This window comes from Citrobacter sp. FDAARGOS_156 (assembly GCF_001559235.2).
GTDB classification, from domain to species: domain Bacteria; phylum Pseudomonadota; class Gammaproteobacteria; order Enterobacterales; family Enterobacteriaceae; genus Citrobacter; species Citrobacter youngae.
Window position 1 is genome coordinate 617,354 of sequence record NZ_CP014030.2, and the last position, 13,751, is coordinate 631,104.

General features: G+C 53.2%; 10 protein-coding genes. 5 read left to right on the forward strand and 5 right to left on the reverse strand.

The features are described from left to right. Positions 1–14: 14 nt before the first annotated feature. From xylE to malE, 4 genes are all read right to left on the reverse strand, one after another. Positions 15–1,490: a D-xylose transporter XylE gene (gene xylE, locus AL515_RS03000; RefSeq protein ID WP_061067015.1), complete on the reverse strand. Its 1,476-nt coding sequence runs from the start codon at positions 1,488–1,490 to the stop codon at positions 15–17. A 334-nt stretch (positions 1,491–1,824) separates the two neighbouring features. Beyond that, complete coding sequence (gene malG / locus AL515_RS03005; RefSeq protein ID WP_016155340.1) at positions 1,825–2,715, reverse strand: maltose ABC transporter permease MalG; 891 nt, start codon at positions 2,713–2,715, stop codon at positions 1,825–1,827. Between the two features lie 14 nt (positions 2,716–2,729). Continuing rightward, the gene (gene malF, locus AL515_RS03010; protein WP_061067016.1) at positions 2,730–4,274 is read right to left on the reverse strand and encodes a maltose ABC transporter permease MalF; all 1,545 of its coding nucleotides are present in this window, start codon (positions 4,272–4,274) and stop codon (positions 2,730–2,732) included. Between the two features lie 186 nt (positions 4,275–4,460). Beyond that, the gene (gene malE / locus AL515_RS03015) at positions 4,461–5,651 is read right to left on the reverse strand and encodes a maltose/maltodextrin ABC transporter substrate-binding protein MalE (RefSeq protein ID WP_061067017.1); all 1,191 of its coding nucleotides are present in this window, start codon (positions 5,649–5,651) and stop codon (positions 4,461–4,463) included. Between the two features lie 361 nt (positions 5,652–6,012). Here malE and malK point away from each other — a divergent pair, with 361 nt between their 5' ends. The 5 genes from malK to ubiA all read left to right on the forward strand — a co-directional run bounded on the left by malK (position 6,013) and on the right by ubiA (position 11,181). Next, complete coding sequence (gene malK, locus AL515_RS03020; protein WP_005132674.1) at positions 6,013–7,122, forward strand: maltose/maltodextrin ABC transporter ATP-binding protein MalK; 1,110 nt, start codon at positions 6,013–6,015, stop codon at positions 7,120–7,122. Between the two features lie 78 nt (positions 7,123–7,200). Beyond that, a complete protein-coding gene (locus AL515_RS03025) occupies positions 7,201–8,556 on the forward strand; it encodes a maltoporin (protein WP_048213936.1) in 1,356 nt (451 codons plus the stop codon). Positions 8,557–8,669: 113 nt separating this feature from the next. Then, positions 8,670–9,617 (forward strand): maltose operon protein MalM, encoded by a 948-nt coding sequence (malM, locus tag AL515_RS03030; RefSeq protein ID WP_061067019.1) that lies wholly within the window; start codon positions 8,670–8,672, stop codon positions 9,615–9,617. A gap of 180 nt (positions 9,618–9,797) precedes the next feature. Then, complete coding sequence (gene ubiC, locus AL515_RS03040) at positions 9,798–10,295, forward strand: chorismate lyase (protein ID WP_048213934.1); 498 nt, start codon at positions 9,798–9,800, stop codon at positions 10,293–10,295. A gap of 13 nt (positions 10,296–10,308) precedes the next feature. After that, positions 10,309–11,181, forward strand: coding sequence for a 4-hydroxybenzoate octaprenyltransferase (ubiA, locus tag AL515_RS03045; RefSeq protein WP_048213933.1), 873 nt, complete (start codon positions 10,309–10,311; stop codon positions 11,179–11,181). A gap of 54 nt (positions 11,182–11,235) precedes the next feature. On the opposite strand, the gene plsB is transcribed toward ubiA, so the two are convergent. Beyond that, a complete protein-coding gene (plsB, locus tag AL515_RS03050) occupies positions 11,236–13,656 on the reverse strand; it encodes a glycerol-3-phosphate 1-O-acyltransferase PlsB (RefSeq protein WP_048213932.1) in 2,421 nt (806 codons plus the stop codon). Positions 13,657–13,751: the final 95 nt, after the last annotated feature.

The following is a 13,751-nucleotide window of genomic DNA, read 5'->3' on the forward strand; positions in this document are numbered from 1 at the left end:
GTTGTATGTCAGGCTTATTGTGCAGAGACGGGCTGGGTTTTCTCTGCGGCGGGTTCCCACAGTTCTTCAAGTTCTTCCAGTGTTTTGCCTTTGGTTTCCGGCACGAACTTCCACATGAACAGCGCCGCCAGGATGCCCATACAACCGTAGATCCAGTAGGAGAAACCGTTGTGGAAATGGGAAACCAGCCACGAATTTTTGTCCATCATTGGGAAGGTCCAGGAGACGAAGTAGTTCGCCAGCCACTGGGCCGCAACTGCAATGGCGAGCGCTTTACCTCGAATCGCATTCGGGAAGATTTCAGCCAGCAACACCCAACAAACCGGTCCCCAGGACATGGCGAATGCCGCGACATAAAATAGCATCGACAGCAGCGCCACCAGGCCGGAAGCCTGCGTATAAAATGCAGTGCCGAGGCTGAACATCCCAATTGCCATGCCGAGTGCGCCAATGATCTGCAGCGGTTTGCGACCAAATTTGTCCACAGTCATGATAGCCAGCACGGTGAAGCTCAGGTTGATTACGCCGACAATAATGGTCTGCAATAACGCCACATCGGTGCTGGCCCCAAGCGTTTTGAAGACTTCCGGTGCGTAGTACAGCACGACGTTAATACCGACAAACTGCTGGAAGATGGATAACATCACGCCGATAACGATCACGCCTGCACCAAACATCAACAGGCGACCACCGGTTTTGCGCCCATGCTCGAGTGACTGATTAATCTCCTGCATGGCCTGAGTGGCGAGGGTGCTGCCCATAATTTTGCGCAGAATACCTTCTGCTTGTTCGTGTCTGCCGCGCGCCATCAGCCAACGTGGGCTTTCTGGTACGGTATACAGCAGCAGTAAAAACAGCAGGGCGGGGATACTTTCGGAGGCAAACATATATCGCCAGCCATCGGTATTCAGCCAGTTGGCGTCTCCTGAACGGGCAATAAAATAGTTAACGCAATACACCAGTAACTGGCCAAAAATAATCGCGAATTGGTTAAAGGAAACCAGTTTCCCACGAATATGTGCCGGAGCCAGCTCAGCAATATACATAGGTGAGAGCATTGAGGCTAAACCTACGCCAATACCACCGATGATGCGATAAATAACGAATTCGGGGACGTATCCTGCTAAATAAACAGGCACAGCATTATCGGGGTTAATGGTGGTAAAACCTAATTCTGGCCATGCGGATCCGATGCCGGAAATAAAAAATAACAGCGCAGCGATTTTCAGCGAATCCCGGCGACCAAAGCGGTTACTACAATACCCGCCCAGCGCACCACCGATGATGCAGCCAATCAACGCACTGGCGACGCAAAAACCCAACAATGAGTTGGCGGCGGATTCACTTAAGTGTTGTGGAGCGACAAATACGGTATTTAAGGATTCTACCGTTCCGGATATGACCGCAGTGTCGTAACCGAATAATAGTCCTCCTAAAGTTGCGACTAATGTAATCGAAAAAATATAACTGGAATTATATTGAGTGTTCATTCAGACCTGCCTTAGAGGGTACAGCTCTTTTGATCAGTGCTGTGATGGTGAATTTAACAGGCAGGGAAGACAATTATCATTTTTTACATTGCAATTACGTTTTGTCTTTTCTGTGATCTTAATTCCGTTTAATTAGTTTATTTCCAGACGAAAAATAGAATTGCAGTGATGGAGAGCACGAAAGGAAATAATCATAACGGTAATGCAAAATAACATAAAAAAAGGGCGCTCCGTAGAGCGCCGAATAACAGTCACAGGTTGGGATAACATAAGTTGAGGGTTGCAGTGGCATTGCCCGTTGCCGGGCGGGGTAACACAACTACTTTGATGAAACTTAACCTTTCACACCACCCGCGGTCAGGCCGTTGACCAGCCAGCGCTGCGCCAGCAGGAATACCAGCGTGATCGGAATGGCGGAAAGTACAGCTGCGGCGGCAAAGTCGCCCCACAAATAGTTCTGTGGATTGAGGTACTGCTGCATACCTACCGCGAGGGTATAGCTGTTCACATCACGCAGCAGCAGTGACGCGACCGGGACTTCGGTAATAGCGGCAATGAACGACAGAATAAATACCACCGCCAGAATCGGAACGGAAAGCGGTAGCAGCACCAGGCGGAATGCCTGCCACGGCGTTGCGCCATCCAGCGCGGCCGCTTCTTCCAGCGAACCGTCGATGGTTTCGAAATAGCCCTTAATCGTCCATACATGCAGTGCAATACCGCCAAGATAGGCGAAGATCACGCCGCCGTGCGTGTTCAGGCCGATAAACGGAATGTACTGGCCCAGGCGGTCAAACAAGGCATACAACGCGACCAGAGACAGTACCGCCGGGAACATCTGGAAAATCAGCATCCCTTTCAGCAGGGTTGCTTTACCCGGGAAACGCATACGGGCAAAGGCGTAAGCACAGGTGGTGGAAAGCGTCACGATACCAATCGCGGTAATGGTGGCCACCTTCACTGAGTTCCACAGCCACAGCAGTACCGGGAACGGCGGCGGCGTCACACGGCCATCTGCGTGCTCAACGCTAAAGCCCAGCGCCAGTTTCCAGTGTTCCCAGGAGATGTTTTCCGGGATCAGGCTACCGGTGGCGAAGTTACCTTCGCGCAGCGAAATAGCAATGACCATCAGCAGCGGGAACATGATCGCCGCGATGAAAATCAGTAGCAGAAGGTGCGTGGTCAATAAACGTAGCTTCTGAGATTTGGGTTGGACCATAGCCATATTCCGTGCCCTCCTTAGTCGAATTTCATTCGTGTGGCTTTCAGGTTAACAATCGCCAGCGCACCCACCAGCAGGAAGATCAGCGTGGCAATCGCCGCTGCCAGACCGAAGTCCTGTCCGCCGCCGCCTTCGAAGGCGATACGGTAGGTGTAGCTCACGAGCAGGTCGGTATAGCCGGCTGGCGTGGTGGTGCCGAGTCGGTCCGGGCCACCGTTGGTCAACAGCTGAATCAGCACGAAGTTGTTAAAGTTAAAGGCGAAGCTGGCGATCATCAGCGGTGTCAGCGGCTTAATCAGCAGCGGTAGCGTTATCTTAAAGAAGTTCTGGAACGGGCCTGCGCCATCCATCGCCGAGGCTTCATACAGATCGTCAGGAATTGCTTTCAGCAGACCCATGCACAGGATCATCATGTATGGATAACCGAGCCAGGTGTTGACGATAATAATCATCGAACGCGCGGTGGTTGGGTCGCTGAACCAGGCTGGTTTGATACCAAACAGTGCGCTCAGCATCATGTTGATTTCACCAAAGCTCTGGTTGAATAAGCCCTTGAAAATCAGAATCGAGATAAACGACGGTACGGCATACGGAAGAATCAGCAGGACACGGTAAATCGCTTTGCCTTTGAGAGACTCCCACTGTACGAGACAGGCCAGCACCATCCCCACAGCAACGGTGAGGATCACTGTCAGAACGGAGAAGACCACCGTCCAGACAAAGATGGCGAAGAATGGTTTCTGGATGCCTTCGTCGGTAAACACGCGGGTGAAGTTGTCCCAGCCGATGGCAACGGTATAGCCTGGACTGAGTTTTTCGCTACCCCAGCTACCGTCAGCGTTAATCGCCTGATAATAACCAATGTCGCTGTTCGGACGGTATTTTACGCCGCTCTGGTTATTGGTGAGCGTGCCGTCGTCAGCGAGGGTATAGAGCGGTTGCGTGCCGGAAAACTGACGCAGTGAACTCATGATCACTTTGCTTTCATCCGGCAGGATAGCTGTCAATTGGTTTAGCGCCTGGCGATTCTGGGTGATGATGCGCAGCGTCCCACGTTCGCCCGCTGGTAAGGCATCCGTTTCTTTTAGTTGCAGTTTCTGTTCGCCGCCAAATTTGAAGGCATCGGAAACATAATTTTTGCCGGTTTCACCGTCGGTGAGCGCCAGTTGCCACTCCGTACCCGCCGGATACAGACCGAAGTTGTAGGTTTTACCTGCTTGATAAGAACGATCCATCAGGACTTCCTGAGCACGTTCAAAGGTCAGCTGGTTGGTGCTGCTGTAGTTGGTAAAGGCAATTGCGATGGTGCAAACCAATGGAAACAGAACAAACAGCCCCATACCAGCGACGCCAGGATAAACATAACGCCAGGCATAGGTTTTACGGTTAGCGAAAATATACAAGCCAGCAGAGCTTAAAATCAGCGTCATGATGGCAAACAGGTACTCCCCCTGAGCGTACATCAAAACAACAAGGTAACCGACCAGCAGCCCAAGCAGACCTATCACTGACCATTTAAGCCGGTCGCTTTGCCACCAGTGTTTCTTTTTAATGACATCCATGGGGATCTTCCTCTTTACGCTTTATCCTTCGCACTACCTCTTTGTTGGCTGCGGAAGCGCACCCCAGTCACTTACTTATGTAAGCTCCTGGGGATTTGCCTCCTTGCCGCCTCGATGTAGCGCGAATGATTTCGCGTAACAACGTATTCAATAAACCTGATTCCCTAAGAAATAAGGGAAACCGTATTACTTGGTGATACGACCTTGTGCATCTTTCAGCGCGGCATCGACGGTCTGACGGCCGCTGGCTGCGTTGATCACTGCGGTACGAACGGCATACCAGAATGCGGACATCTGCGGGATGTTCGGCATGATTTCGCCTTTCTGGGCGTTATCCATGGTGGCAGCGATGCGTGGATCTTTTGCTAATTGATCCTGGAAGGATTTCAGCGCCACGGCACCCAGCGGTTTGTCCTTGTTCACTTCATCCAGACCCTGATCGGTCAGCAGGTAGTTTTCGAGGAACTCTTTCGCCAGTTCTTTGTTCGGGCTGGCGGCGTTAATACCGGCGCTCAGTACCCCAACGAACGGTTTAGACGCTTTGCCTTTGAAGGTTGGCAGCAGCGTTACGCCGTAGTTAATTTTGCTCTTGTCGATGTTCGACCACGCCCACGGACCGTTGATGGTCATCGCCGTTTCGCCCTTGTTGAAGGCCGCTTCTGCGATGGAGTAGTCGGTATCCGCGTTCATGTGTTTGTTCTTGATAAGGTCAACCAGGAAGGTCAGACCCGCTTTCGCGCCAGCGTTGTCCACGCCCACGTCTTTCACGTCATATTTGCCGTTTTCAAACTTGAACGCGTAACCGCCGTCGGCAGCAATCAGCGGCCAGGTGAAGTACGGTTCTTGCAGGTTGAACATCAGCGCAGATTTACCTTTCGCCTTCAGCTCTTTGTCCAGCGCAGGAATTTCTTCCCAGGTTTTCGGTGGATTTGGCACGAGGTCTTTGTTGTAAATCAGCGACAGCGCTTCAACCGCGATTGGGTAAGCAATCAGCTTGCCGTTATAGCGTACGGCATCCCAGGTGAACGGGTAGAGTTTGTCCTGGAACGCTTTATCCGGGGTGATTTCAGCCAGCAGGCCAGACTGCGCGTAGCCGCCAAAGCGGTCATGTGCCCAGAAGATGATGTCCGGGCCATCACCGGTCGCGGCAACCTGCGGGAATTTTTCTTCTAGTTTGTCCGGGTGCTCAATGGTGACTTTGATACCCGTGTCTTTCTCGAATTTTTTGCCTACTTCAGCGAGGCCGTTGTAGCCTTTATCGCCGTTAATCCAGATAACCAGCTTACCTTCTTCAATCTTGGCGAGAGCCGAGGCGGAGAACATCATCGTCGTCAATGCGGACAATGCGAGGATGCGTGCGCCAGTTTTGATTTTCATAGTTCCCATCCTGTTTGGTGATTTTGCAGAGGTGGCTTAACGGTGACTAGTTTCTTTATACGACAACCTCTTTCCATCCTCCTTACCCCTACGCCCCACCCATTCTTTATGTGATCTGTGTTACATAAATGTGAGTAATGCGTACTGGCGCACATAAAAACCCACTGATTTTTGCAAGCGACATCACGAAATTCCTCCACGGCGTACAGCCCGGGTCTCAGACGCTGCTCTCTCATCCTCCCGCCTCCTCCCCCATAAAAAAGCTGGGGGGTGGAGGATTCACGCCGTTAAGGGATAACGCATAGTCAATCCATCAATGAATGTTGCTGTCGATGACAGGTTGTAACGAAGGGAGAAGGGCATGGCGAGCGTACAGCTGCGAAATGTAACGAAAGCCTGGGGTGACGTGGTGGTATCGAAAGATATCAATCTCGACATTCACGAAGGGGAATTCGTGGTGTTTGTCGGACCGTCAGGCTGTGGTAAGTCAACCTTGCTGCGTATGATCGCCGGACTTGAAACCATCACCAGTGGTGATTTGTTTATCGGGGAGACCCGGATGAATGACATTCCACCCGCCGAACGTGGCGTGGGGATGGTCTTCCAGTCCTATGCGCTGTATCCCCATTTGTCCGTCGCCGAAAACATGTCGTTCGGCCTCAAGCTGGCAGGCGCCAAAAAAGAGGTGATGAACCAGCGTGTTAATCAGGTCGCAGAAGTGCTGCAACTGGCCCATCTGCTGGAGCGCAAACCCAAAGCGCTCTCTGGTGGACAACGTCAGCGTGTGGCGATTGGCCGTACGTTGGTTGCAGAGCCGCGAGTCTTTCTGTTGGACGAACCGCTGTCAAACCTCGATGCCGCACTGCGCGTCCAGATGCGCATTGAAATCTCCCGCCTGCATAAGCGTCTTGGCCGCACGATGATTTACGTCACCCACGATCAGGTCGAAGCGATGACCCTGGCCGACAAAATTGTGGTGCTGGATGCCGGCCGCGTCGCGCAGGTAGGTAAACCCCTGGAGCTGTACCACTACCCGGCTGACCGCTTTGTTGCCGGGTTTATTGGCTCGCCGAAGATGAACTTCCTGCCGGTGAAAGTGACGGCAACGGCGATCGATCAGGTTCAGGTTGAGCTGCCTAACCGCCAGCAAATATGGCTACCAGTGGAAAGCCGTGCGGTGCAGGTCGGCGCCAATATGTCTTTGGGTATCCGCCCGGAACATCTGCTGCCCAGCGATATTGCTGATGTCACCCTCGAAGGTGAAGTACAGGTAGTCGAGCAGCTTGGTCACGAAACACAAATCCATATCCAGATCCCCGCCATCCGTCAGAACCTGGTTTACCGCCAGAACGACGTGGTGTTGGTAGAAGAGGGTGCCACATTCGCTATCGGCCTGCCGCCAGAGCGTTGCCATCTGTTCCGTGAGGATGGCACTGCATGTCGTCGGTTGCATCAAGAGCCGGGCGTTTAAGGTATCCCATTAAAAAAAAGCGCAAAACCGTCAAGGTGAAGCGTTTAAAGAAAAGCAATGATCTCAGGAGATAGAACGATGATTACTCTGCGCAAACTTCCTCTGGCGGTTGCTGTGGCAGCAGGCATTATGTCTGTTCAGGCAATGGCTGTCGATTTCCATGGTTATGCTCGTTCCGGTATCGGCTGGACAGGTAGTGGCGGCGAACAACAATGTTTCCAGGCAACCGGTGCCCAAAGTAAATACCGTCTCGGTAACGAATGTGAAACCTATGCCGAAATTAAGCTGGGCCAGGAAGTGTGGAAAGAAGGCGATAAGAGCTTCTACTTCGACACTAACGTTGCCTACTCTGTTGCACAGCAGAATGACTGGGAAGCGACCGATCCTGCTTTCCGCGAAGCCAACGTGCAGGGTAAAAACCTGATTGAATGGCTGCCGGGTTCCACCATCTGGGCCGGTAAACGTTTCTATCAGCGTCATGATGTCCATATGATCGACTTCTACTACTGGGATATTTCAGGTCCTGGTGCCGGTATTGAAAACATCGATCTGGGCTTTGGTAAGCTGTCTCTGGCCGCAACCCGTTCTCAGGAAGCGGGGGGTTCTTACACCTTCAGTAGCCAGAATATCTACGACACATCCAAAGATACCGCGAACGACGTATTCGACATGCGTTTAGCGCAGATGGCCATTAACCCGGACGGCATGCTGGAACTGGGTGTTGACTACGGTCGTGCGAATAAAACTGACGGTTATAGCTACGCGGATAGCGCTTCTAAAGATGGCTGGATGTTCACTGCAGAACATACTCAGAGCATGCTGAAGGGCTATAACAAGTTTGTGGTTCAGTATGCAACTGACGCGATGACCACGCAGGGTAAAGGTGGCTCGCAGGGTACTTACGGTTCAACCTTCGATACCCAGGCAACACCAAATGATCCCGTTATCCATCATGTAAACAACAACATCAATAACAACGGTAGCCTGGTGCGCGTACTTGACCACGGTGCTATCTCTCTGGGCGATAAGTGGGACCTGATGTACGTCGGTATGTATCAGAATATCGACATGGATAACGACCTGGGTACTGAATGGTACACCGTGGGTATTCGTCCGATGTACAAATGGACGCCAATCATGAGCACCCTGATGGAAGTCGGCTACGACAACGTCAAATCTCAACAGACTGGCGATCGCAACAGCCAATACAAAATCACCCTGGCGCAACAGTGGCAGGCAGGCGACAGCATCTGGTCTCGTCCGGCAATCCGCGTCTTTGCAACCTATGCCAAATGGGATGAAGAATGGGGCTACGTGAAAAACGGAGATAAGGTCTCTAAATATGCTGCTGCAACCAACTCCGGTATCAGCACAACCAGCCGTGGCGATAGCGACGAGTGGTCCTTCGGTGCCCAGATGGAAATCTGGTGGTAATCCAGCATTAACCTGACGTAATGACCTAAAGAGGGGCGTAAGCCCCTCTTACTTACGGTTTAGCGCGCTATTGCCTGGCCACCGCTGAACCCATGCTATCTGAGGTGATAACAATGAAAATGAAGAAAAGTCTCGTTGCCCTTTGTTTATCGGCAGGGTTATTTGCCAGCGTTCCTGGAATCAGCCTGGCCGATGTGAATATCGTTCCGCAGGACACCGCAGCTGCACCGTCGATTCCGACGGCTGCGTTGCAACAACTGGCCTGGACGCCCGTCGACCAATCGAAAACCCAGTCAACCCCGTTGGCGACAGCGGGACAGCGTCTGGACATTGCCGGTATTAGCGGCCCGGTTGCCGCCTATAGCGTACCGGCCAATATTGGTGAACTGACCCTGACGCTGAGCAGTGAAGTTAACCAACAAACCAGCGTATTTGCGCCAAACGTTTTAATTCTTGATCAGAACATGACGCCATCTGCGTTCTTCCCCAGCAGCTACTTTACCTACCAGGCACCGGGTGTGATGAGTGCGGATCGCCTGGAAGGGGTGATGCGTCTGACGCCAGCGCTGGGACAGCAGAAGCTTTATGTTCTGGTCTTTACTACTGATAAAGATCTCCAACAGACCACCACGCTGCTTGACCCGGCGAAAGCGTATGCCAAGGGCGTGGGCAATGCTGTTCCGGATATTCCGGACCCGATTGCCCGCCATACTACCGATGGTCTGGTGAAACTGCAGGTGAAAACTAACAGCACCTCCAGCGTGCTGGTTGGGCCGCTGTTTGGCTCCTCTGGCCCGGGTCCGGTGACGGTGGGTAATACCGCTGCACCTGCGGTGGCCTATGCAGCCCCGGCTGCCGCGGTAGCCGCACCGGCACCGCAACCGGTGAAGAAAAGCGAGCCGATGCTGAATGACACTGAGAACTATTTTAACCAGGCGATTAAGGATGCCGTGGCGAAAGGTGATGTTGATAAAGCGCTGAAGCTGCTTGATGAAGCTGAACGTCTGGGATCCAAATCTGCCCGTTCCACCTTTATCAGCAGTGTAAAAGGCAAGGGGTAACCATCTCCCCACATTGTTGATTTTGCAACAACTGGTGCGTCTCCTGGCGCACCTTTTTTTATCCTTCGATGCTACTTGTTACACTTATGTTGCCCTACCGATCACTTAATCGTGTTTGCTCACCCCGCAAAGCCTTTTCTGCGATACAATGCCTTCAGGTTATGAATCGGAGAGTAAGGCATGCCACACCCCGCGTTAACGCAACTGCGTGCTCTGCGTTATTTTGATGCGATCCCGTCGCTTGACCCTCAATTGCTCGACTGGTTGTTACTGGAAGATTCGATGACCAAACGTTTTGAGCAGCAGGGAAAACAGGTCACCGTAACATTGATACGAGAAGGATTCGTTGGGCAAAATGAAGTCGCTGAAGAGTTGACGCTGCTGCCGGCAGAATCCCGCTATTGGTTGCGGGAAATCCTGTTATGCGCGGATGGTGAGCCATGGCTTGCCGGGCGGACCGTGGTGCCTGAATCCACCTTGTGCGGCCCCGAACTGGCTTTACAAAATCTGGGGAAAACCCCGCTCGGGCGCTATCTGTTTACATCATCGACATTGACCCGCGATTTTATTGAGATTGGCCGCGATGCAGCGCTGTGGGGGCGTCGTTCCCGACTGCGGCTGAGCGGTAAGCCGCTGATGCTTACCGAGCTTTTTTTGCCTGCATCGCCGTTGTACTGAGAGGAAGATAAAGATGGAGTGGAGTCTGACGCAGAGTAAGCTGCTGGCGTTTCACCGCTTGATGCGTACGGATAAGCCAATTGGCGCCTTACTGCTGCTCTGGCCGACGCTGTGGGCGCTGTGGGTAGCGACCCCTGGTGTACCGCAATTATGGATACTGGCGGTGTTTGTCGCCGGTGTGTGGCTGATGCGCGCTGCCGGATGCGTGGTGAATGATTATGCCGACAGGAAATTTGACGGTCACGTCAAACGGACCGCAAACCGGCCGCTGCCGAGCGGTGCAGTCACGGAGAAAGAGGCCCGAACGCTGTTCGTGGTCTTGGTACTGCTGGCCTTCCTGCTGGTTCTGACTCTTAACACGATGACGATTTTGTTGTCCGTTGCCGCGTTAGCACTGGCGTGGGTTTATCCCTTCATGAAACGCTATACGCACCTGCCGCAGGTGGTGCTGGGGGCGGCGTTTGGCTGGTCTATTCCCATGGCGTTCGCCGCCGTGAGCGAGTCCGTACCGCTGAGCTGCTGGCTGATGTTCCTCGCCAACATTCTCTGGGCGGTGGCGTATGACACGCAGTATGCGATGGTTGATCGCGATGACGATCTGAAGATTGGCATTAAATCGACCGCCATTCTGTTCGGCCAGAACGACAAGCTGATTATTGGCATTCTGCAGGTCGGTGTGCTGGCGCTGATGGCGATGGTGGGGTGGTTAAACGGGTTGGGGCTGGGCTATTACTGGTCACTGCTGGTGGCGGGCGCGCTGTTTGTGTATCAGCAGAAACTGATTGTCGATCGTGAACGGGATGCCTGCTTTAAAGCGTTTATGAACAATAACTATGTGGGGCTGGTACTGTTCTTAGGGCTGGCGATGAGCTACTGGCACCTTTGAGTTTGGCTTAGCCTGCAAAATAAAAACCGGTCATTTCGACCGGTTTTTTTATGCTTACTCGCCCTGCGTTGCGCTTTCGATGGTCAGACGCACATCGGACGTGACCAGCTCGGCCAGCATCTGATAGATCTTCATCGTCTCTTCCGGTTCGGCATCACCGGTATCGCTGATGTAGCCCTCGTCACGCAGCGTCAGCACCAGGGAGCTGAACACGGCTTTATCGAAGAACTCAGGCGCGTTGATACCGTGCAGCACGGAAAGACGTTGTGCCACGGTGCGGCTCTCTTTCTCCAGGGTACTGCGGTTGATGGACGGGTTCGCACTCAGCAGCCAGAAGGTAATGGCATAGCGCTGCAGCGTTTCACGCGCGCCCGCAGCCAACAGCTGCAGCGTGCGAGAATGAACCGGGTTGATATGCAGCTCATCGTTCTGCAGGGTTATCAGACCCTGACGTTGCATTTCGTTGGCCAGCTCGTCAATTACCCCGGCAAGCTCATCACGCTCCCAACGCAGGAACAACTCGGCTTTCAGCATCGGGTACAGCGCTTCAATATGCTGCTGCAATGCGGCGCGTGAAATCCGGCGGTGCTGAGTCACAATCGCGGCCATCAACGAAGGCAGAACCAGCATGTGGGCAATGTTGTTGCGGTAGTAGGTCATCAGTACCGCCTGCTCGCGCGGCAGAATGATGATGTCACCGATGGTGTCTTTCTCAACCTCAAACTTGTTCATCTGCAAGGCGTGGTCGATCAGTTCACTGGCGCTCTGCGCGGGAACGGTTGAGTCCGTCGCGTACGGCACGTTGCGCAGCAGGCTCAGGTAGCAGTCGAGCTGCTCGGTTAACTGTTCACGGGTCAAAGAGCGCTGGCGGGAAGCCAACAGCGCGGTACAACACAGGTTCATGGCGTTGGCCGCGCCTGCGTTGTTAATGCGCACCATCAGATCGGCAGCAATGTTATTCACCGTCGGCGTCAGCCAGGCCGGACGGATAGACTCGATAGGATCGATAGATTCACGCCACTCCGGCACATGCTGGTTGAGGTAAGTCATCAGCGGCATTGGTTCGCCAAAGTTAACGTAGCCCTGACCCAGATTACGCAGCTTGCTTAAGCCACGCAGCATTTGCGGCAGGCTCTCTTTTTCTTTCGTCGCGCCACGCAGCTCTTTGGCGTAGGTGCCCACTTCCATTACGTGCTCGTAGCCGATGTAGATCGGTACGAGGGTAATCGGACGCGTACCGCCGCGCAGCATCGCCTGAATGGTCATCGACAGGGTGCCGGTTTTCGGGTCGAGCAGGCGGCCGGTACGCGACCGCCCACCTTCGACAAAGTACTCAACCGAATAGCCGCGGCTGAACAACTCGCCCAGGTATTCGCGGAATACGGTGGAATAGAGCTTATTGCCTTTAAACGTACGACGAATAAAGAATGCGCCAAGACGGCGGAAAATCGGACCTGCCGGCCAGAAGTTCAGGTTGATCCCTGCCGCGATATGCGGTGGAACCAGTCCCTGATGGTACAGAACGTACGACAGCAGCATGTAGTCCATATGGCTGCGGTGGCACGGCACATAGACGATTTCATGTCCGTCGTGCGCCAGTTGGCGTACGCGCTCCGCATTATGAACGTTAATCCCCTGATACAGACGGTTCCAGGTAAAGCCCAGAATACGGTCCGTCAGGCGGATCATTTCGTAGGAGAAGTTGGCGGCAATCTCTTCCATCAATGCGATAGCGTTTTGCTGCGCTTTTTCATGGGAGATTTTTTTGCTGCGTGCTTCATCTTCCACCGCGCGTGCGATGGCTTTTGAGGCCAGCAGTTTATTAAACAGATCCTGGCGGGCAGGAAGGCGAGGGCCAACCGCCGCTAAGCGCTGGCGGGCAAAGTGCATACGCGCCACGCGTGCCAGTTTCTGCGCGATGGTTTTATCTGTGCCGTGTTCGTCTGCCATGCGACGCAGGGAGACGGAAGGTGAGAAGCGGACAAAGCTGTCGCGGCCCAGCCAGGACACAGCAAAGAATTTCTGTACGCCATTCAGCATGCGCAGTGGTGGATTGACTTCGCCTTTCTCGCGCCCAGGAGCACGGCCAAACATCACAGACACCGGCACCATCTGAACATCCAGATCGGGGTTGCTGCGATGTAAGTCGAGATAGTTATGGAACAACTTGATGGACTCTTCTTTTGGCGTGTAATAGGTGAATACACGCGGGCCGCCGTGTATAAACACGTAGCGCGGCAGCAAAGTCCCGTCTATCTCCAGCGGTTCCAGGGGATCAGGGAGGTCGTGCACCAGGCATTGGGCACGCAGCGTCAGCAAGTCAGCTTTTGAGTTGTACGGTAAGACGTACATAATGGGACGAGAGGTATCGAGTCCCAATTCCGGGGCGGGTTCCGCCGGGATAGACTTGCTTTTTACCAGGATGCTTAATGGTAAATTCAGTAATTTGTAGTAAATTCGTGGCCAGCCGGACATAAACGATGTAAAGCCTCTGGTTAATAATGCAAATGCGCTGCAAGGATATCAGAAAGTTTAGTGAATTTCTGTGGTATCCCGTCATACTTCGCGCA